The sequence below is a fragment of the Kaistia sp. SLG-1 genome (genome assembly GCF_059699055.1).
The window spans coordinates 235757-255247 of sequence record NZ_AP048544.1; the positions used below are offsets into that span (position 1 = coordinate 235757).

Annotated in this window: 16 protein-coding genes; 2 read left to right on the forward strand and 14 right to left on the reverse strand. The window is 68.7% G+C overall.

The window, feature by feature from the left end:
• Positions 1-23 precede the first annotated feature (23 nt).
• From AC6HZP_RS01075 to phaZ, 3 genes are all read right to left on the reverse strand, one after another.
• Positions 24-788, reverse strand: coding sequence for a M48 family metallopeptidase (locus tag AC6HZP_RS01075; protein WP_201401682.1), 765 nt, complete (start codon positions 786-788; stop codon positions 24-26).
• Positions 789-879: 91 nt separating this feature from the next.
• Positions 880-1347, reverse strand: coding sequence for a DUF2852 domain-containing protein (locus AC6HZP_RS01080; RefSeq protein WP_497525045.1), 468 nt, complete (start codon positions 1345-1347; stop codon positions 880-882).
• A 75-nt stretch (positions 1348-1422) separates the two neighbouring features.
• Positions 1423-3051, reverse strand: a complete 1629-nt coding sequence (gene phaZ / locus AC6HZP_RS01085; protein WP_497525046.1) for a polyhydroxyalkanoate depolymerase — start codon at positions 3049-3051, stop codon at positions 1423-1425.
• A gap of 219 nt (positions 3052-3270) precedes the next feature.
• On the opposite strand from phaZ, the gene AC6HZP_RS01090 reads away from it, so the two are divergent.
• Positions 3271-4656, forward strand: coding sequence for an ActS/PrrB/RegB family redox-sensitive histidine kinase (locus AC6HZP_RS01090; protein ID WP_497525047.1), 1386 nt, complete (start codon positions 3271-3273; stop codon positions 4654-4656).
• 135 nt (positions 4657-4791) lie between these two features.
• Positions 4792-5349 (forward strand): ActR/PrrA/RegA family redox response regulator transcription factor, encoded by a 558-nt coding sequence (locus AC6HZP_RS01095; RefSeq protein WP_201401686.1) that lies wholly within the window; start codon positions 4792-4794, stop codon positions 5347-5349.
• Positions 5350-5425: 76 nt separating this feature from the next.
• Here AC6HZP_RS01095 and AC6HZP_RS01100 read toward each other — a convergent pair whose 3' ends face one another.
• The 11 genes from AC6HZP_RS01100 to AC6HZP_RS01150 form a co-directional block, all read right to left on the reverse strand.
• Entirely contained in the window at positions 5426-5776 is a 351-nt protein-coding gene (locus AC6HZP_RS01100) for a RidA family protein (protein WP_497525048.1), read from the reverse strand.
• Between the two features lie 110 nt (positions 5777-5886).
• Positions 5887-6369: an MmcB family DNA repair protein gene (locus AC6HZP_RS01105; RefSeq protein ID WP_497525049.1), complete on the reverse strand. Its 483-nt coding sequence runs from the start codon at positions 6367-6369 to the stop codon at positions 5887-5889.
• A gap of 228 nt (positions 6370-6597) precedes the next feature.
• On the reverse strand, positions 6598-7536 hold the full coding sequence (locus tag AC6HZP_RS01110; protein ID WP_497525050.1) for a lipid A biosynthesis lauroyl acyltransferase: 939 nt from the start codon (positions 7534-7536) through the stop codon (positions 6598-6600).
• A gap of 4 nt (positions 7537-7540) precedes the next feature.
• The gene (locus AC6HZP_RS01115) at positions 7541-8566 is read right to left on the reverse strand and encodes a zinc-binding dehydrogenase (protein ID WP_497525051.1); all 1026 of its coding nucleotides are present in this window, start codon (positions 8564-8566) and stop codon (positions 7541-7543) included.
• Between the two features lie 86 nt (positions 8567-8652).
• A complete protein-coding gene (locus AC6HZP_RS01120) occupies positions 8653-9957 on the reverse strand; it encodes a beta-ketoacyl-ACP synthase (protein ID WP_497525052.1) in 1305 nt (434 codons plus the stop codon).
• 14 nt (positions 9958-9971) lie between these two features.
• Positions 9972-11204: a beta-ketoacyl-ACP synthase gene (locus tag AC6HZP_RS01125; RefSeq protein WP_497525053.1), complete on the reverse strand. Its 1233-nt coding sequence runs from the start codon at positions 11202-11204 to the stop codon at positions 9972-9974.
• Positions 11201-11668, reverse strand: a complete 468-nt coding sequence (locus AC6HZP_RS01130) for a 3-hydroxyacyl-ACP dehydratase FabZ family protein (protein WP_201401692.1) — start codon at positions 11666-11668, stop codon at positions 11201-11203. The genes AC6HZP_RS01125 and AC6HZP_RS01130 overlap by 4 nt, the downstream gene beginning before the upstream one ends.
• A gap of 22 nt (positions 11669-11690) precedes the next feature.
• The gene (locus tag AC6HZP_RS01135) at positions 11691-11972 is read right to left on the reverse strand and encodes an acyl carrier protein (RefSeq protein ID WP_018182383.1); all 282 of its coding nucleotides are present in this window, start codon (positions 11970-11972) and stop codon (positions 11691-11693) included.
• A 222-nt stretch (positions 11973-12194) separates the two neighbouring features.
• Entirely contained in the window at positions 12195-13073 is an 879-nt protein-coding gene (locus tag AC6HZP_RS01140) for a transglutaminase family protein (RefSeq protein WP_497525054.1), read from the reverse strand.
• Entirely contained in the window at positions 13074-15584 is a 2511-nt protein-coding gene (locus AC6HZP_RS01145; RefSeq protein WP_497525055.1) for a circularly permuted type 2 ATP-grasp protein, read from the reverse strand.
• 4 nt (positions 15585-15588) lie between these two features.
• On the reverse strand, positions 15589-18945 hold the full coding sequence (locus tag AC6HZP_RS01150) for a transglutaminase family protein (RefSeq protein ID WP_497525056.1): 3357 nt from the start codon (positions 18943-18945) through the stop codon (positions 15589-15591).
• Positions 18946-19491 lie beyond the last annotated feature (546 nt).

Here is a 19491-nt window from a genome sequence, read left to right on the forward strand (position 1 = left end):
GCGATTGGCGCGCCGTCCGGCGTCTATCCCTCGGCTCCGACGGCGTGGAGCGAGGCTCCGTGCCGGTTGAGCCAGGACTTGGCTTGCTCCATATGCGGGCAGATCGTGGCGACATGACGCCAGAACCGGTCCGAATGGTTCATTTCGCGCAGGTGCGCCACTTCATGCGCGGCGAGATAATCGAGGATGGCCGGCGGCGCCATGATCATGCGCCAGGAATAGGCGATCGTGCCGCTGGACGAGCACGAGCCCCAGCGGCTGGTCGGGTCGCCGAGGCGGATCGCCTTGACCTTGACGCCGAGCGACGCCGCATGCCGGGCGGTCGCCTCCTCGAGGTCGCGCCGCGCCTCGCGCTTCAGGAAATCGGTGACGCGGCGGGCGATGTGTTCGGCGCCGCCGGTGACGACCAGCAGCGTCTCGCCATCGGCCGGCTCCAGCCGCACCAGGCCGCGGCCCTCGCGGTGGACGATCCGGACCGGTACGCCGCGCAGCGGGATCACGCCGCCATCCTCGATCGGCTTCGCATCCGGCAGCGCCGCCAGGCGGGATCGCAGCCAGCCGCTGTGGCGCTCGATGAAGTCCTGTGCCTCGGCGAGCTTGCCGCGCGCCGGAATCGTGACGACCGGCTCGCGCACCGAGCCGCGCAGGCGCAGCGTGTAGCGGCGCGCGCGATCGTTCCAGACGAGCGTCACCCGGACCGGCTCGCCGTCGATCTCGACATGGCAATGATCGGGCTTCGCCAGCGCGGCGCGCTTCGGGCTTGGCGTGAGGCGGGAGAGGAAACCCATGCTTCAGTCGGCGGTCCGGTGATTCGTCTTGTCGATGATGGCACGAAAAAGGGCCGCCCTGAGGCGGCCCCCAATCCTTGCCGCGCAACGCTCAGAGGTCGATCACCGGACCATTGTCGCGTGTGTCGGGCGTGTTGTTGTTGCGGCGCGCCGCGTCGCGATCGGATTTGAAGCGATCGAACTCCTCCTGGTCGCGGGCGCGACGCAGGTTGCGGACGAAGGTTTCGAATTCGGCGCGCTCTTCGTCGAGCTTGCGCCGTTCCTCGTCGAGCCGCTTCAGTTCGGCGGCGCGGTAGTCGTCGAAGGCGGAGTTGCCGCTGTGGCTCTGATAGGCGCCCCAGCGCTGCTCGCGCCGGCTCTGCCAGCCGCAGCCCGAGAAGGAGCGCTTGAAATCATCGCGCACGCCTTCCGCGTTGCGGCGGAACTCGGGAAGCCGGTCACCCCAGATGATGTAGGCGAGCATGGCGAGGCCGAGCGGCCAGAACACGAAGAAGCCGAGGACCATCAGCGCGATGGTGAGCGGCGTCCAGCCCGGACGCAAGGCCTGAGTATGGGACATGGTTCCTTCCTCTCTCGCACCCCCAACGCATCGGAAGTGGGAAAGGTCGGATCGTCCTTCAAGGGAAAATCGGAGTTAGGCTTCCGTCGCGGCTTCCTGGGGGCTCAGCAGACGCTTCGCCTGGCCGATCCAGTCGTCGCGGCCGATGCGGCCCTTGAGGGCGAGGCGGACGTCAAGCGCCGTCGCCTGCTTCGCCGTCAGTTTCGCGATCTGGGCGAGGCGGAAAATGCCGGCGGCGTTGAGGCTCGCCTCCAGCTTCGGGCCGATGCCGGCGATCCGCTTGAGGTCGTCGGCCGGCAGCTCGGCCGGGGCCGGCTCCGCCTTCGCCGGGGTGGCGGCAGGCTTGGCGGCGGCAGGCGTCGGCTTGGCCCTGGCGACGGGCTTCGCCTTCGGCACTACCGGCGCCACTGCCGGCGGGGCGGTTTCCACCGGGCTGGCGGCGGCGGCCGGCGCGGCGGCGCGTTTGGTCTGGTGGTGGGTCAGCACGAAGTCGCTGATCCGGGGCGCGATCTCGGCACGGAAGCGCGAACCGTTGAAGACGCCATAATGGCCGACCTTCGGCTGCACGTAATGCGCCCGCATGTCGGCCGGGATGTTGGTGCAGAGATGCTGTGCGGCTTCCGTCTGGCCGACGCCGGAGATGTCGTCGTTCTCGCCCTCGACGGTGAAGAGGGCGATGTTGCGGATCGCCGTCAGGTCGACCGGCACGCCGCGATGGGTCATCTGGCCCTTCGGCAGCGCCTGCTGGATGAACACGGTATCGACCGTCTGCAGGTAGAACTCGGCCGTCAGGTCCATGACGGCGAGATATTCGTCGTAGAAGTCGCGATGCTTGTCGGCCGAGTCGCCGTCGCCGGCGACCAGGTGCTTGAACAGGTCCTGGTGCGCGGTGACGTGGCGGTCGAGGTTCATGCTCATGAAACCCGACAGCTGCAAAAAGCCCGGATAGACGTCGCGCATGACGCCGGGATGCGGGAAGGGCACCTTCATCACGACATTGTCGCGGAACCAGTCGAGGCTCTTGCCGGTGGCGAGCTCGTTGACGGCGGTCGGGTTGATGCGGGTGTCGATCGGCCCGCCCATCAGCGTCATCGAGCGCGGCGCGAAGCGGTCGCCCGCCGCCTCCATCAGCGCCGCGGCCGCGATCACCGGCACGGCCGGCTGGCAGACGCCGATCACATGCACGTCCTCGCCGAGGAAATGCAGCATCTCGATGAGATAGTCGATGTAGTCGTCGAGATCGAAGGAGCCGTCCGAGAGCGGCACCATGCGGGCGTCGATCCAGTCGGTGATGTAGACCTCGTGCCGGGGCAGCATCGCCTCGACCGTGCCGCGCAAAAGCGTCGCGTAGTGGCCGGACATCGGCGCGACGATCAGGAGCTTCGGATCCCGGCGCGGTGTCTCCAGCGCGCGCTGGAAATGCAGCAGGTTGCAGAACGGGCGCTGCCAGACGGTCTCCTCTGTGACCGCCACGCGCGTGCCGCCGACCAGCGTCGTCCCGAGGCCGAAGCCCGGCTTGGCATAGCGGCGCGTCGTCCGCTCGAACAGCTCCAGCCCGGCCTGCCAGTTGCGCCCGAGCGGCGTCTGGCTGATCGGATTGAGCGGGCTCTTCAGGAGCAAACTGAACATGTCCGCCGCCGCCCGCATCGGCGACAAGGCGGCGTGGTTCAGTTCGTAAAGTTCATAATAAGACAACGGACCCATCGTGCCGTCCATCTGCCGCTCCACTAGGGATCGGACCGGCCGGGTATTCCGTCGGGCAGTACGGCAGGCGGCCAGCCTTGTGCAATGCAGCATGTAAGGATGATTTTCACCCCGATGCAAGGGTTGGCAGTCCGATTTGGCGTCAATTCGCCAGCGCGGGCGCTTCCCATGCTATAAGCCAGCTATATCAAGGCCATTTCCATACCAGGTGACGCAGCAATGCCCGGGCAAGCGGTTCGATCGCAGGATTTCGAGGGCAGGCGCCTGAAGCTCGATACGCTGGTGCGCCTGCGCTGGCTGGCGATCGCCGGCCAGACGGCCAGCGTCGTCGTCGTCCGCTTCTGGTTCGACTTCCCGATGCAGATCGGCCTGTGCCTGGCGGCGATCGCGCTGTCGGCCTGGCTCAACCTGTTCATCAAGATCCGCTACCCGTCGAGCCTGCGCCTGAAGGGCCGGACGGCGGCGCTGCTGCTCGGCTACGACGTGCTGCAGCTCTCCGTGCTGCTCTTCCTCACCGGCGGCCTGCAGAATCCGTTCGCGATCCTGATCCTCGTCCCGGTCATGGTGTCGGCGACGACGCTGGCGCCGCGCCTGACCGTGATGCTGGGCGGGCTGGTCATCGTCGCGGTGACGGTGCTCGCGCTCTGGCACATGCCGCTGCCCTGGGAGGCGAACGCCTTCATCGCGTTGCCCTTCCTCTACATCCTCGGCGTCTGGGTGGCGCTGACCTGTTCCGTCATCTTCATGGGCGTCTACGCCTTCCGCGTCGCCGAGGAGGCGCGCCAGCTCGCCGACGCGCTGATGGCGACCGAGCTGGTGCTGGCGCGCGAGCAGCATCTCTCGGCGCTGGACGGCCTCGCCGCCGCCGCAGCCCACGAGCTCGGCACGCCGCTTGCCACCATCGTCCTCGTCACCAAGGAGCTCCAGCGCGAGCTGCCGCCCGACAGCCCCTATGCCGAGGACATCGCCCTTTTGCGCAGCCAGTCGCAGCGCTGCCGCGACATTCTCGGCAAGCTGACCTCGCTCTCGACCGAGTCCGACCAGCATATCGACCGGCTGCCGGTCAGCCATCTGTTGTCGGAAGTCGTCGATCCGCATGCCGACAGCGGCATCGACATCGAGGTCAAGCTGGAGAGCCAGAGCGGCGACGAGCCGGTCGGCCGGCGCAATCCGGCAATCCTCTACGGCCTCGGCAACCTCGTCGAGAACGCCGTCGACTTCGCCGAGACGAAGGTCGAGATCACGGCATCCTGGTCGCCGGAAAAGGTGTCGATCACGGTGGCCGATGACGGGCCCGGCTTCGCCTCCGAGGTGATCGACCATATCGGCGAGCCTTATGTGACGACGCGCGCGCCGACGAGCGAGGCGAGCGAGAACCACGAGGCGGGCGGCCTCGGCCTCGGCTTCTTCATCGCCAAGACGCTTCTGGAGCGGACGGGCGCGCGGGTCGACCTCTCCAACCGCGAGGCGCCGGCGCATGGCGCCATCGTGCGCATCGTCTGGCCGCGCGACGCGATGGACCGCCTCAACACGGCGAACAAGCCGCGCGCGCTGTTCCAGAACGGCGACCACGACGAGCGCGAAGCGGCGTCCGCGCATAGTTGACGCGGGCGGAATGGGCAATACCGGGCCGTTTTGACCATCTGCCGCGCAGGACGGTCTTGGCGTCGAGGCTCCGGATGCCTATAACCCGCTCTGGTAGGAAAAGAAAAACTTGGGGAGGGGCGGAGTTAAACGTCTATGACAGACTTAGAATCGGCCGGCCTGTCCGGAACGGACTCCTCGCTCATCATCGTCGATGACGACAAGGCCTTCTTGCAGCGTCTTGCCAGGGCGATGGAAGCACGTGGTTTCATCGTCGATACCGCCGACAGCGTCGCCGAAGGCATGCGCAAGGTCGATCAGAAGCCGCCAGCCTATGCGGTCGTCGACATGCGGCTCGAGGACGGCAACGGCCTCGACGTGATCGAGCTGATCCGCAAGCGTCGTCCGGAATCCCGCATGGTGGTGCTGACCGGCTACGGCAACATCGCCACCGCCGTCACCGCGGTGAAGCTCGGCGCCGTCGACTATCTCGCCAAGCCCGCCGACGCCGACGAGGTGTTCTCCGCGCTGACGCGCGATCCGGCCGAACGCGCCCTGCCGCCGGACAATCCGATGTCGGCCGACCGCGTCCGCTGGGAACATATCCAGCGCGTCTACGAACTGTGCGAGCGCAACGTCTCCGAGACCGCCCGCCGCCTCAACATGCACCGCCGCACGCTGCAGCGGATCCTGGCGAAGCGCGCCCCCCGCTGATCGCCGATCCCTCGCAGACATGAAAACGGGCGCCGCGGCGCCCGTTCGCATTTTTGGAATAAGGTCGGGTCGGCCCTTAGGGCAGGGCGGCGACGATGATGATCTCGACCAGGTGCGCCGGGGTGGCGAGCTTCGATTCGCCCGTGGCGCGCGCCGGCGGGTTGGCCTTGTCGACCCAGGCGTCCCAGACGGTGTTCATCGTGCCGAAATTCGCCATGTCGGCGAGCCAGATCTGCGCCGAAAGGATGCGCGACTTGTCCGTGCCGGCCTCGGCCAGCAGGCTGTCGATGGTGTCGAGCACGGTCTGGGTCTGCGTGGCGACGTCGTCGCCCGGATTGCCGACCTGGCCGGCCAGGTAGACGGTGTTGCCGTGCACGACGCCTGCGCTCATGCGCGGACCGGGCTGGATACGACGGATGCTGCTCATAAAAAGTTCCCTTCTGAGATTGGCGGTCCCCGTCTATCGGGATCGGCCCGCCGCATCAAGCCCAGCCTGACGCGACGTTGCCCGCCCTTGGCCCTCAAGCCGTTGGCGTCTCAGATGATTTCGTGAAAACCCGCATCCGGGTCGTAGAGGCCGTGCAGCCGGTGCGCGGCGGCTTGGGCGAAGCGCAGCGTCATCGCCTTGCGGCGGGCGGCGACGAGCGGCGCATGCGGCGCCTCGCGCAGGATCTCGGCGCCATAGGCGTCGGCGAGGATCAGCCCTGCCTGTTCGGGAAAGATCTCCGCCGGCACGCCGGCATGGCTGGCGAAATAGAGCTTGTCGCAATAGGGGGCGTAATCCGGCCATTTGCCGTCGGCGCGGAAATCGGCGATCGACGACTTGATCTCGACGATGGTGATCTCGCCGGAAGGCCCGAGCGCGATCACGTCGGCGCGGCGCCCGGTCGCCAGCACCAGCTCGGTGACGATCGCATGCCCGCGCGCGCGAAACAGCCGGCCGACGCCGCGCTGGATGGCGAGCGCCATATCCGACTGCCTTCCGTCGCGCGGCACGACGAGTTCAGGAGAATAAACCATGAACGGAGTTTGCCACGGCGCGGCTCGGATTTGAAGGGCGGGGTGCCTCGGCCGTTTGGGGGAGGTGCAAGGGGCTGCCCCACGCTCGTCGTCATCCCGGCCTCCGAGCCGGGATCCATTCAGCCGGGTTGGCCGACGCGTGAAACGCCCGAGATCGCGGCTGCATGGATCCCCGCCTTTGCGGGGATGACGGCGAGGCGCCCGATCGCGCGAAGGCGGAAAAGAAAACTAGCGCCAGCGATTGTGCAGCCAGAGCCACTGTTCGGGGTGCTCGCGCACCCAGCCCTCGACCACCGACATCACCTTGGCGGTGCCGGCGTCGACGTCGATCAGGCCCTCTTCGTCGCGGGGCATCTCGATCGGCGGCGTCAGCTCGACGCGGAAGCGGCCGCCGGGCAGGCGGATGGTGCGGGCGCCGTGCACGGGGCAGTCATAGTGGCGGGCGAGGCGGGCGACGAGCGGATTGGCGTTCGCGGTCCGGCCGAAGAACGGCACCTTCGGGCCGCGCCCGTGGTGCTGGTCGGTCAGGATGCCGATATGCTCGCCGCGATCGAGCGCCGCGCCGACCTCGAAGGTGGCGCCGCGGTTCGAGGCGACCAGCTTGCCCATCATCTGCTCGCGCTGCTGCATCAGGTCTTCGGCGATGACGTTGTTGGTCGGCGCGCGGAACAGCGACACCACCGGCAGGCCGAAACGCGCCGCGACCACCGCCAGGATCTCCCAGTTGGCGAGATGGGCCGAGAAAATGATGCCGGGCTTGCCGTCGTCGCGCATCGCCAGGAACTGGTCGACGCCGACGACCTCGATCCGCCCCTCGCCGAGGCGCTCGGGATCGATGTCGACCAGCTTGTCGAGGAAGACGTATTCGACCATCGTCTGGCCGAGGCCGGTCCACACGCCCTGCAGGATCTTTTCCCGCTCGGCGTCGGATTTCTCCGGGAAGGCGGCGGCGAGGTTTTTCCGCGCCAGCTTGGTCTCGGAGACGAAGCGACCGACGAAGCGCGCGACGGCGCCGCCGACACGGCCGGCACGTTCCTCGCCGAGCGAGCGCACGCCGGCGATCAGCCCGCGCACGCCGAAGGCGATGGTCGCGTGGGCCGCCTTCGAACGCGTGACGCGCCGCATCAGGTTCTTGAACGGCTTCTTCCTTGTGCTCGGCAGCGCCATCGGATCAGAGCGTGACGAGGATCTTGCCGAACACCTGGCGCTGCTCGATGCGGTCCAGCGCCTCGTCCAGATTGTCGAGCGACACGGTGCTGTCGATCACCGGGGAGGCGACGCCGGCGCCGATCTTGGCGAGCGACTGGGCGATGTTCTCGATGCGGCAGCCGAACGAGCCGATCAGGCGCAGCTGCTGCTGGTAGAGCTGGAACAAATTGATCTCGGTCGAGATGCCGGTGGTCGAGCCGCAGGTTACGAGCGTGCCGCCCCGGCGCAGCGAGAACATGCTGCCGGCCCAGGTATCGACGCCGACATGCTCGAACACGACGTCGACGCCGCGCTTCTTGGTCAGCTTGCGGACGACGCCCTCGAAGCGCTCTTCGCGGTAGTTGATGACGTGGTCGGCGCCGAGCGCCTTGGCCTTCTCGCCCTTCTCGTCGCTGCCGACGGTGGTGATGACCGTGGCGCCGACCGCCTTGGCGAGCTGGATCGCCGCCGTGCCGATGCCGCTGCCGCCCGCCTGGACCAGGATGGTCTGGCCGGCCTCGAGTTTGGCGTTGTCGAACAGCATGTGCTGGACGGTGCCGAAGGTGACCGGGGTGCAGGCGGCGTCCTGCACCGAGACGTTGTCCGGCGCCGGCACGACGTGGCGCGCCTTCAGCGTGACGTAGTCGCAGGCGAGGCCGTCGATGTGGAAGCCGCGCACGCCGGCGACGTTCTCGCAGAGATTGTCACGGCCGGCATGACAGGCGGGGCAGGTGCCGCAGGTCTCGGCGCCGTAGATGGCGACGGTCTGGCCGACGCGGACATTGGTGACCTCGGGGCCGATCTTCTCGATCGTGCCAGCGGCCTCGGCGCCGATCGTCAGCGGCAGCTTGCGCTTGGCGAACGCCATGCCGCGCCAGCCCCAGACGTCGATGTGGTTGAGCGCGACGGCGCCCATCTTGACGCGCACCTCGCCCGGGCCGGGCTCGGCGGCCATCGGAACATCAACGATCGAAAGCTTGCGGTCGGCGAGCAGCTGGAGGGCGCGCATGGAATATCCGTCTTGTGGTCAGAACAGGGCCTGCTTTAGCGTCTCGGCGCCCAACATGCCAGTGGCTGGGGCGCCGGACGTCGCGGTCAGGCCGGTTCGGCCGCGATCACGAGGCAGGCGTTCTGGCCGCCGAAGCCGAACGAATTCGACAGGACCATCGAGACCGGCGCCTCGCGGGCGACATTCGGCACCACGTCGAGCGAGACCGACGGGTCGGGAATGTCGTGGTTGATGGTCGGCGGGATCAGGCCGCTGCGGATCGTCTGGATCGAAAACACCGCCTCAATCGCGCCGGCCGCCGTCAGCGTGTGGCCGATCATCGACTTGTTGGAGCTGATCGGGATCTGCTTCACGTGCTCGCCGAAGACGGCCTCGAGCGACAAGGCTTCCATCTTGTCGTTTTCGGGCGTGCTGGTGCCGTGCGCGTTGATGTAGTCGATCTCGTCCAGGCCGATGCCGGCGTCGCCGAGCGCCTGGCGCATGGCGCCGATGACGGGCGAGCCGTCCGGCTTCGAGCGGGTGCGGTGGAAATCGTCGGCCTGCTCAGCCACGCCGCGGATGACGGCGAGGATCTCGGCGCCGCGCGCGACCGCCGCGTCGTAGTCCTCGAGCACCAGCGCGCCCGCGCCCTCGGCCATGACGAAGCCGTCGCGGTTCTTGGAGAAGGGCCGCGAGGCGGTCTCCGGGTCTTCATTGTTGGTCGAAAGCGCCGAAAGCAGCGAGAAGCGGATCAGCGATTCCGCCTGCACCGAGCCGTCGGTGCCGATGCAGAGCGCCGCGTCCGTATCGCCGCGCCGGATCGCCTCGACGCCGAGCTGGATCGCCGTCGCGCCCGAGGCACAGGCCGTCGACAGCGAAATCGGCGCGCCGCGCGTGCCAAACCGGTCGGCCGTCTTGTCGGCGACGCAGGCATAGAGGGCGTATTCGTAGATGTCGGGATTGTTCAGCGCCTCGGCGCTGCCGATCATCCGGTCATAGGGATCCGCGGTCTCGGGATTGCCGCTGTCGTAGAGATCGCGCTTGACCGACCAGTCGAGCTCGACCGGCGGCACTGCCATGAACAGCATGCCCGGAAAATCGCCCGGCGTGCCGATCTTGGCGCGCGCGATCGCTTCCTCGGCGGCGAGCTCGGCCAGCTTCTCCGTCAGCACGGCCGAACGCGGCACGTCGTCGAACAGGAAGTCGACGGTACCGGCGATCGTCGTGCGGAGATGGTCGACGGGGAAGCGCGAGATGCGATGGATGCCGGACTTGCCGGAGGTCAGCGCCGACCAGTTGTCGTCGATGCCCTGGCCGAGCGAGGTGACCACGCCCATGCCGGTGACGGCGACGACCGGACGTCCGAGATGATCCCGCGTCTTGCCCGTGCCCGCTACCTTGCCTGTGCCCATGATCCTGACCTTTCTCAGTCAATCGCTTCGAGGAGCGCCATGCCCTCGCCACGCCAGAAGCCCCAGCTGGTGGCCAGGATCTGGGTGGGGACTTCGCTCGCTTCAAGCTCCAGCCCGGTCGGATCGGCCGGTCGATAGAAACCTTTTCGCGACAGCGCCAGGGCTGCGAGCGCGATCTGGGCCGGGAAGGCGGCCTCGAGGCTGTTGCCGATCCGGCTCTGCGTGGCGCGGATGGGGCCGACGGTTCCCTCGGCGACGAGGGATTCGAGCAGCTGCCGTTCCTCGAGCGTGGCGCTGGCGATGCCGTTCGCGCCGGAGAGCACGCCGATCGGCTTGTCGCCGAGCGCCGGGCGCATCGCGTCGATCTGGCCCTTCGCCACGGCGGCGGCCTGGCCGGGCTCGCGGCGGCTGCGGCCCGAAAGCACCGGACCCAGCTTGGCATAGGCCGTCTTGCCGCGGGCTTCGGCATGGGCGCGCGATTCGAGCACCAGGAAGACGCCGATCGAGCCGGTGACCATGCCGCCGCCGGCATTGGCCCGTTCCCAGACGGCGTTCACGGCGCCCTTCCACAGCGTGTTGCCGAGCGCCAGGCTCAGCAGCATGTCCTTGCGTTCGGCGTTGTAGGCGGCGCCGACGAGGAACTGGTCGCCCTGGCCGGCGCGGATGCGCCGGGCGGCGATCTCGACGGCGCTGATGCCGGCGAGTTCCTCGCCCATGAAGGTGCGCGACGAGCCGGTCACCTTGTGGACGATCGAGATGTTGCCGGCGAGCAGGTTGGAAAGCTGCGCCAGGAACAGGGTCGGGCGGAGATCGTTGGCGAGCCGCTCGTTCAGGAAGGCGTCCGGCTCGGCCGCGCCGTCGAGTCCGGCCAGGATCTGGCCGTCGACGACGACGTCGCGCTCGCCGCCACCGGCCGCGACGATCATGTCCATGTGGGCGAGGCGCTCGAGATCGCCGGCGAGGCCGGCATCGGCGAGCGCCAGGCCGGCGGCATAGGTGCCGAGGCGCTGCCACGGCTCCATCTGGCGCTGGTCGGCCTTGCGCGGGATCTGCTTGTCGAGCTCGATCGGCACCATCGGCAGCACCGGGAACGGCGCGAACCGCTCGGTGTCGCCGGCGGAAATCCGCGGCTCGTCGACGGCGAGGGCCTGCCAGTGCGCGTCGAGCCCTTCGCCGAGCGACGAGATCAGGCCGATGCCGGTGATCCAGACGTCGCGGGCGCTGTCGCTGCCGGTCGGGTCGCTCATACCGTGTCTCCGACCGGCGTCAGGCCGATCTGCCGTACGCGATCGCGCATGTTCTCGATCAGCTCGGGTGCCGGGAAATCCATCACGCGCAGCGTCAGCTCCGCGTCGCAGACCGGGCCACCCTGTTCGATCTTCGCCTCGGTGACGGCGAAGCCGGAGCCGTCATGCGTCATCGTCGCATAGACGTCGAGTTCGGCGCCCGGCTCGATGAACTTGCGGAACTTGGCCTTCTTGCAGCCGGCGAAGAACGGCATGCGGGTGAGGCCGTTCAGGCCGAGGATCAGGAAACCGGATGCCTGCGCCATGGTCTCGATCAGGAGCACGCCCGGCATGATCGGATAGCCGGGAAAGTGACCTTCGAATACCGGGCTCGTCTCGGGGACGAACGCCTTGGCATGAATCCGACCGGTCGCAGCGTCGAAATCGACGATGCGATCAATCATCTGGAAATATTCGAGACGCATGGCCGCTTCGACGCCGATCCTGTCAGGCGTTCTTCTTGGCGACGAGATCGTCGATATGCGCGCAGAGGTTCTTCAGGAGAAAGTACTCCTCGACCGATGCCTTGCCGGCGTTGACTTCCTGGGTCCACTGCTCGAGCGGGATCTTGATCCCGAACTTCTTGTCGAGTGCGAAAACGATGTCGAGGAAATCGAGGCTGTCGATGCCAAGATCGTCAATGGCATGCGATTCGGGCGTGATCTTCTCGCGCGGAATTTCGCTGGTCTGGGCAATCACATCGGCGACGACGTCGAACGTGGAAGACATGACGGTCACGTAATCCTATCTCTAGAATGGCTCTCATAGTGCGGGTCCGGCGCGCGATCCGGCGGGGAAGCCGGAGGGCGCGCGGCAGACATGCCGGCCGGTCCCGCAAGCCAAGGCAGCAGGGAATCCATCCGTCCTGATACCGTGTGCCGCCGAGAAATACCAGCCTGTCGCGGGGGTGCGACGAATTCGTTCCGCATCTGATGCTATCCGGCATCGCCGTCAGCCGACCACCGCGACATCGACCTCGACGTCGAGCTGGTGATCGCCAGACGTGACGATGACGCCGTCGACCGGCGCGGCGTCGGTATAGTCGCGGCCGAGCGCCAGCACGACATGGTCTTCCGCAGCGATCACGCCATTGGTCGGGTCGAGGCCGATCCAGCCGAGCTCGCGGCCGCACCAGACCGCCACCCAGGCGTGCGTCGCGTCGGCGCCTTCGAGGCGCGGCTGGCCGGGCGGCGGCAGGGTGCGCAGGAAACCGCTGACATAGGCGGCCGGCAGGCCGAGCGTGCGCAAGCCCGCGATCATCACATGCGCGAAATCCTGGCAGACGCCGGCGCGCGCCGCGAAGGCCTCGCCGGGAAGGGTGGTGACGTCGGTCGCCTCCGGGTCATAGGCGAAATCGGCCTTGATGCGGCGGGTCAGGTCGAAGGCGGCGGCGAGGATCGGCCGGCCGGCGGGAAAGCTCGCCGCGGCATAGGCGCCGATCGTGTCGTCGATGGCGATGACGCGGCTGGCGAACAGGAAATGCACGGGCGACAGCGGGCCGAGGTCGGTCTCGGCCACGGCGAGGCGGCGGATCTGCTCCCAGCCGGGCGACGCCTCGGCGTCGATCGCCTGCTCGGCGTCGACGGCGACCCGCGCCCGCGTCTCCAGCGTCAGTTCCTCATGCGGGAAGGCGAAGGCGACGGTGGTGATCCGGTTGCCGAAGAAATCGAGCCCATCCTGCCGCTCGGTCGGCTCCGGCGTGATGACCAGGTCGGCGGCGATGACGCGCTGGCCGTTGCGCGCCACCGGCAGCAGGCGCAGCACCTGGCGCGCGAAGGGCACCGGCGAGGCATAGGTGTAACGGGTGGTCTGGCGGATGTCGTACAGCATTTATTCGCCGCCCTCGGCCGGGTCGGCGGCGCGCCGGTGGGTGAAATAGGCGAGCGCGATCTCGTCGGAAATCCGCATCAGCGTCCGTTCGAAGCCGAAGATCCTGTCGGCATCGAGCTCGGCGGCGTCGGCGGTCAGGAGTTCGGCGGCGAGCCGGGTCGCCAGCCGGTCGCCCGGCGCCAGCAGCCCGGCCGGAGCATGCGCCGGCAATTCCGAGAGCAGCTGCCGGATCTGCTCCGTCTGGAAGGCCAGCGCGCGGGGATTGCGGCTGTCGAGCAGCACCAGGTCGACGACGGGGACGCGGGCGGGCAGCATCACGTAGCGGATGCGATAGGTGATCTGGCTGTCGGCAAGCTCCAGCAGCGCGTCGAGCTCGCCCGCCTTGCCGCTCATGCCGCAGAAGCGGGCGGCGCGGGCGATGGCGAGGCCGCGCTCGATGCGGCGTCCGGTCTCAAGGAAGCGCCAGCCATGCTGACGCACCATGTTTTCCTGCACCAGGCCGGAGAAGGCGGCGATCAGGCGGAGCGCCGTGTTGGCGCGTTCCAGCATGTCGCTGTCGGTCTCCGCCTCCAGCGGCCGCTGCAGCAGCGCCTCGAGGTCGGCGACGGTGCGCCATGCGTCCGGCGACAACCGGTCGCGGATGACGGAGGCGGCGCGGCGCGAGGCCTCGGCCAACCGCGGAATGGTGTTGAAGGCGTCGCGGCTGGTCAGGATCGAGAGGGCGCGGCCCGTCGGCGTCGCCTCGTCGTCCTCGTCGGCGGATCCGGCGGCCGCCAGCGCCGCGTCGAGCCGGTCGATCACCGCCGCGCCGTCATGCTCGGCGTCGACATGGCGGACGGCGATGGCGCGCACGAGGCGGAGCGCGGCCTCGGTGCGCTCGACATAGCGGCCGAGCCAGAACAGGTTCTCCGCCGCCCGGCTCGGCAAGGTCGAGGTGACCCGCTGCAGCGCCACCTTGTCGGGCGAAGCGAGCAGGGTCGTCTCCGCCACCGGCCCGTCGGACAGCACCCAGACATCGGCCGAGGCGCCGCCCTGGTGCAGCGTCACGGCGCGGGCGTCGGGCTGATCGGAGATGCGGCAGAAGCCGCCCGGCATCACCGTCCAGCCGTCGGGACCGCGCGCGACATAGAGGCGGAGGATGGAGGGGCGCGGTTCCAGCCGCGCCGTCTCGCCCTCGCCGCGCCAGACCGGCGTGGTCGAGAGCTTGACCGCTTCCTGGCCGACGAAATCGGTGCCGCGCCGGCCAAGCGCGCGGATCAGGTCGGCCTTCCGTTCGGGATCGATGGCGCCGCCGAGCAGGGGGCCGCGATCGAGCAGGCCCGGCACGCTGCCGCCCAGCGCCGGCGCGATCACCATGCGGTCGAACTCGGCGACGACATGGTCGCGCTCCAGCGTCTGGCCGCACCACCAGGTGGCGACGTTCGGCAGGATCAGGTCCTCGCCGAGCACGCGGCGGGCGAGGCCGGGCAGGAAGCCGAGCATGGCGCGCGCCTCGACGAGGCCGGCGCCGAGCGCGTTGGCGATGGCGACGTTCTTCTGGCGCACGGCGCCGGCAAGGCCCGGCACGCCGAGCCGCGAGGCGGGGTTCAGCTCCAGCGGGTCGGCGAAATCGGCGTCGAGCCGGCGCAGCAGCACGTCGGCGCGCTTCAGGCCCGAGATGGTGCGCATGTAGACGGTGTCGTCGCGCACCGTCAGGTCGTCGCCCTCGACGAGCACGAAGCCGAGATAGCGGGCGAGATAGGCGTGCTCGAAATAGGTCTCGTTGAGCGGTCCCGGCGTCAGCAGCGCGACGCGGGTCTCCTCGTGCCGGTTCAGCGTGTTCAGCCCGGCGCGAAATTCCTGGAAGAAGCCGGCGAGGCGCTCGACGTTGAAGGCGCGGAAGAGGTCGGGCAGGGCGCGCGACAGCGCGATGCGGTTTTCCAGCGCGTAGCCGGCGCCGGAAGGCGCCTGGGTGCGGTCGGAGACCACCCACCAGCGGCCGTCCGGCCCGCGCCCGACATCGACGGCGTAGAAGCGCAGGTGATGGCCGCCGACCGGCTCGGCGCCGACGAGGGGGCGCAGGAATTCCGGGCTGCCGGCGATGATCGCGGCCGGCAGCGCGCCATCGGCGGCGAGCCGGCCGTCGCCATAGGCGTCGCCGAGAATGGCGTCGAGCAGCTTGGCGCGCTGGATCAGGCCGGCCTCCAGCCGCGCCCATTCCTTCGGCTCGATCAGGAACGGCATATGCGACAGTGGCCAGGGCCGCTCGTCGCCATTCGCCTCGCCATAGACGCGGAAGACGACGCCGCTGTCGGCGAGATGCCGGTCGGCGAGCGCGAAGCGGTGCCGCACTTCCTTCGGCCCGAGATCGGCCATGCTCTCGACGAAGCGCATCCAGTGCGGCCGGATCCGGCCATCGGCGCCGACGAGCTCGTCGGCGACGCCGGGCAGCGGCCGGTAGTTGGCGATCAGCCGCTCCGCGCGGTCGGCGGCGTCGCGGCTGCGGCGGGTTGCTTCCTTGCGCGTCACCATCGCCTCAGAGGTTGGCCGGACGACGCAGGTCGAGCGTCGTCGGGAATTCGGGCGAGCCGCTCTCCGGCATCGGCATGAAGCGACCGCCGGTATGGCCGATCGCCTCGAAGCGCGCCAGCCGGCGCGCCTCCGCCTCGTAGGAATTGACCGGGAAGGTGTCGTAGTTGCGGCCGCCCGGATGGGCGACGTGATAGACGCAGCCGCCGAGCGAGCGTTCCGACCAGCCGTCGACGATGTCGAAGGTGAGCGGCGCGTGGGCGGGAATGGTCGGGTGCAGGCCGCGCGCCGGCTGCCATGCCTTGTAGCGGACGCCGGCGACGAACTGGCCGGCGGTTCCCGTCGAGGTCATCGGCACGCGGCGGCCGTTGCAGGCGACGATGTGGCGGCGCGGGTCGAAGCCCTCGGCCTTGACCTGGATGCGCTCGACGGATGAATCGACATAGCGCACCGTGCCGCCGATCGCGCCTTCCTCGCCCAGCACATGCCAGGGCTCCAGCGCCTGCCGCAGCTCCAGCTTGACGCCCTGCTGCTCGATCGCGCCGATGAAGGGGAAGCGGAACTCGCGCTGCGCCTCGAACCAGACGGGATCGAAGGCGTAGCCGGCCTGGCTGAGATCGCCGAGCACGTCGAGGAAATCCGCGCCGACGAAATGCGGCAGCATGAAGCGGTCGTGCAGCTGCGTGCCCCAGCGCATCAGCGCGCCCTGCTGCGGGATCCGCCACAGCATGGCGATCAGCGCCCGGACCAGCAGCTGCTGTGCGAGCGACATGCGGTAGTCGGGCGGCATCTCGAAGGAGCGGAACTCGACCAGGCCGAGCCGGCCGGTCGGGCCATCCGGCGAATAGAGCTTGTCGATGCAGATCTCGGTGCGATGCGTATTGCCGGTGACGTCAACCAGGAGATTGCGGAACAGCCGGTCGACCAGCCAGGGCGGCGGCTCGTTGCCGCTGTTTGGTCCCGGCACGGCGGCGAGCGCGATCTCCAGCTCATAGAGCCCGTCGTGCCGCGCCTCGTCGATGCGCGGCGCCTGGCTGGTCGGGCCGATGAACAGGCCGGAAAACAGGTAGGAGAGCGAGGGATGGCGCTGCCAGTAGAGCACCAGGCTCTTCAGAAGGTCGGGCCGGCGCAGGAACGGGCTGTCGGCCGGATGGGCGCCGCCGACCACGACATGATTGCCGCCGCCTGTGCCGGTATGGCGGCCGTCGGTCATGAACTTTTCCGTGCCGAGGCGCGACAGCCGCGCTTCTTCATAGAGCGTGCGCGTGATGCCGACGCATTCCTCCCAGCTCGCGGCCGGCTGCACATTGACCTCGATCACGCCGGGATCGGGCGTCACCTTGACGACGTGGAGGCGCGGGTCGATCGGCGGCGGATAGCCCTCGACATGCACGGCAAGCCCGAGCGCGCGGGCTGATTCCTCGAGCGTCGCCAGCAGCTCCAGATAGTCTTCGAGCCGCTCGGTCGGCGGCATGAACACGCAGAGCCGGCCGTCGCGCGGCTCGACCGACAGCGCCGTGCGTACCGACGAGCCGGGCGTCAGATATTGCTCGACCCGTTCCTCGTGGTCGCCCTCGGCGGTGTCGGAGCCGGCCGCCGAAAGCCGCGCCATCTCCTCGGCGCGCCGCGCCGCGTCGTTGCGGGCGAGCTGCTCGGGATCGGGCAGCGGCGCGGTGATCGAGCCGGGATCGCGCTGCACGATGAACGGATAGGACGAGACCGGCACATAAGGCAGCGAGGCGAGCGGCAGGCGGAAGCCGACCGGACTGTCGCCGGGCACCAAAAACATCTTGCCGCGCCGGAGCGGCCACTTTTCCGACATCCAGCGCTTATCGCTCGCCTGCGCCTGCCAGCGCTGCACCGGCAGGATGTAGCCGGACGGCTCGGCGAGGCCCCGCTCGAACACGCGGGCGATGCGGGCGCGCGCCTCCGGGTCGTCGAGCTTCGATTCGGCCGGGGTGACGTTTTCCGGCAGCTCGGCCTCCTTGAGGATCCAGTGCGCAGGATCCTCATAGGCCGGCACGACATGATCGGCCGAGATGCCGAGCCGGCCGGAGAGGTCGGCGAGCAGCGCGCCCGCCTGTTCCGGCGTGGCGCGGAGATCGTCCGCCTCGTTGGCGATCAGCGAGGGATCGCGCCAGATCGGCTTGCCATCCTTGCGCCAGTAGAGCGCGAAGGTCCAGCGCGGCAGGCTCTCGCCCGGATACCACTTGCCCTGGCCGTAATGCAGGAAGCCGCCCGGCGCGAAGCGCTCGCGCAGGCGGCGGATGAGTTCGTCGGCGCGCGTCCGCTTGGTCGGGCCGACGGCCTCGGTGTTCCATTCCGGCGCCTCGTAATCGTCGATCGAGACGAAGGTCGGCTCGCCGCCCATGGTGAGGCGGACGTCCTCGGCCGTGAGGTCTGCGTCGACCCGGTTGCCGAGCGCGTCGAGCGCCGCCCAGCTGTCGTCGGAGAAGGGGAGGGTGACGCGGGGATTTTCCGCGACCCGGTCGACCCGCATCTCGAACTCGAACGCGGTCTCGGTGCCGGGATCGGCGGCGAAGGAACCGGTGATGGGGGCTGCCGAGCGAAAATGCGGCGTGGCGCAGAGCGGCAGATGGCCCTCGCCGGTGAACAGGCCCGAGGTCGGATCCATGCCGATCCAGCCGGCGCCGGGGATATAGACCTCGGCCCAGGCGTGCAGATCGGTGAAGTCGACGGCCGTGCCGGCCGGGCCGTCGAGCGCGACGACGTCCGGCTTCAGCTGGATCAGGTAGCCGGAGACGAAGCGGGCGGCGAGGCCGAGATGGCGCAGGATCTCGACCAGCAGCCAGCCGGAATCGCGGCAGGAGCCGGCGCGCGTGGCGAGCGTCTCCTCCGGCGTCTGCACCCCGGGCTCCATGCGGATCAGGTAGCGGATGTCGCCCTGCAGGCGCTGATTGATCGCGACCAGGAAGTCGACGATCTGGGTCGGCTGGCGCGGGATTGTCGCCAGGAACTCCGCCAGCAGGGGACCTGCCGGCTCCGGTTCCAGATAGGCGGCGAGCTCCTCGGCGAGCGCCGGCTCATAGGCGAAGGGAAACTGCTCGGCATAGGGCTCGACGAAGAAATCGAACGGGTTGTAGACCTCGAGCTCGGCCAGGAGGTCGACCTCGACGGCGAATTCCGTCGTCTTTTCCGGAAAGACGAAGCGTGCCTGCCAGTTGCCGTGCGGATCCTGCTGCCAGTTCACGAAATGGTTGGCCGGCGTCACCTTCAGCGAATAGCTTGGCACCTTGGTGCGGCAATGCGGAGCCGGGCGCAGCCGGATCACCTGCGGTCCCAGCGCGACGGGCCGGTCATAGCGATAGCGGGTGACGTGGCGAAGCGCGGCTCGGATCGACATGCGGTCAGGCTCTCCATAGGCGTCGCAGGGACGGGCACACCAACCAGAAGCAGCAAGATTCACGCCACCGGCGCGCGTCCGCCCGAAGCTTAGGGCAGGAGAGGCCCGGTTTGAAACAGCGGTTTGAGTTTGAAGCCCGATTGCCCCGCCGGCCTCTTCACCTCCCCCAAAGCGGCCTTGCAGAACATCGAAGGTTGCCATGCGGCCCACTGCTTATGGGCAGGGCACCGTCGCCCCGGCGGAGGCCGGGGCCCATAGCCTCAGGCCAAGAAAGCTTAGGCGATAAGAAAGCTTGGCCCAGCCTATCGGCCACAGTGCTGTGCGTCTGGATCCCGGCCTTCGCCGGGATGACGGCGGAGGGTGGCAAGATCCGATCAGCGCGATAAGGGCGGTGTTGCGCGAAGGCCTCCCCATGGGAGAGGTGAAGCAAGCAAGACCCTCACCCAACCCTCTCCCGCTGGCGGGCGAGGGCTTTCCGCCGGCGTGGCGCGGATCGGGCAACCGACGCGATCGGCCCCCTCTCCCGCTGGCGGGAGAGGGCTGGGG

What these genes read in the sequence shown, in the direction of transcription:
- AC6HZP_RS01095 (WP_201401686.1), top strand. Translation starts at nt 4,792, where the DNA reads ATGACAGACTTAGAATCGGCCGGCCTGTCCGGAACGGACTCCTCGCTC.
- AC6HZP_RS01075 (WP_201401682.1), bottom strand. Translation starts at nt 788, where the DNA reads ATGGGTTTCCTCTCCCGCCTCACGCCAAGCCCGAAGCGCGCCGCGCTG.
- phaZ (WP_497525046.1), bottom strand. Translation starts at nt 3,051, where the DNA reads ATGGGTCCGTTGTCTTATTATGAACTTTACGAACTGAACCACGCCGCC.
- AC6HZP_RS01100 (WP_497525048.1), bottom strand. Translation starts at nt 5,776, where the DNA reads ATGAGCAGCATCCGTCGTATCCAGCCCGGTCCGCGCATGAGCGCAGGC.
- AC6HZP_RS01080 (WP_497525045.1), bottom strand. Translation starts at nt 1,347, where the DNA reads ATGTCCCATACTCAGGCCTTGCGTCCGGGCTGGACGCCGCTCACCATC.
- AC6HZP_RS01090 (WP_497525047.1), top strand. Translation starts at nt 3,271, where the DNA reads ATGCCCGGGCAAGCGGTTCGATCGCAGGATTTCGAGGGCAGGCGCCTG.
- AC6HZP_RS01110 (WP_497525050.1), bottom strand. Translation starts at nt 7,536, where the DNA reads ATGGCGCTGCCGAGCACAAGGAAGAAGCCGTTCAAGAACCTGATGCGG.
- AC6HZP_RS01105 (WP_497525049.1), bottom strand. Translation starts at nt 6,369, where the DNA reads ATGGTTTATTCTCCTGAACTCGTCGTGCCGCGCGACGGAAGGCAGTCG.
- AC6HZP_RS01115 (WP_497525051.1), bottom strand. Translation starts at nt 8,566, where the DNA reads ATGCGCGCCCTCCAGCTGCTCGCCGACCGCAAGCTTTCGATCGTTGAT.
- AC6HZP_RS01150 (WP_497525056.1), bottom strand. Translation starts at nt 18,945, where the DNA reads ATGTCGATCCGAGCCGCGCTTCGCCACGTCACCCGCTATCGCTATGAC.
- AC6HZP_RS01120 (WP_497525052.1), bottom strand. Translation starts at nt 9,957, where the DNA reads ATGGGCACAGGCAAGGTAGCGGGCACGGGCAAGACGCGGGATCATCTC.
- AC6HZP_RS01140 (WP_497525054.1), bottom strand. Translation starts at nt 13,073, where the DNA reads ATGCTGTACGACATCCGCCAGACCACCCGTTACACCTATGCCTCGCCG.
- AC6HZP_RS01125 (WP_497525053.1), bottom strand. Translation starts at nt 11,204, where the DNA reads ATGAGCGACCCGACCGGCAGCGACAGCGCCCGCGACGTCTGGATCACC.
- AC6HZP_RS01145 (WP_497525055.1), bottom strand. Translation starts at nt 15,584, where the DNA reads ATGGTGACGCGCAAGGAAGCAACCCGCCGCAGCCGCGACGCCGCCGAC.
- AC6HZP_RS01135 (WP_018182383.1), bottom strand. Translation starts at nt 11,972, where the DNA reads ATGTCTTCCACGTTCGACGTCGTCGCCGATGTGATTGCCCAGACCAGC.
- AC6HZP_RS01130 (WP_201401692.1), bottom strand. Translation starts at nt 11,668, where the DNA reads ATGCGTCTCGAATATTTCCAGATGATTGATCGCATCGTCGATTTCGAC.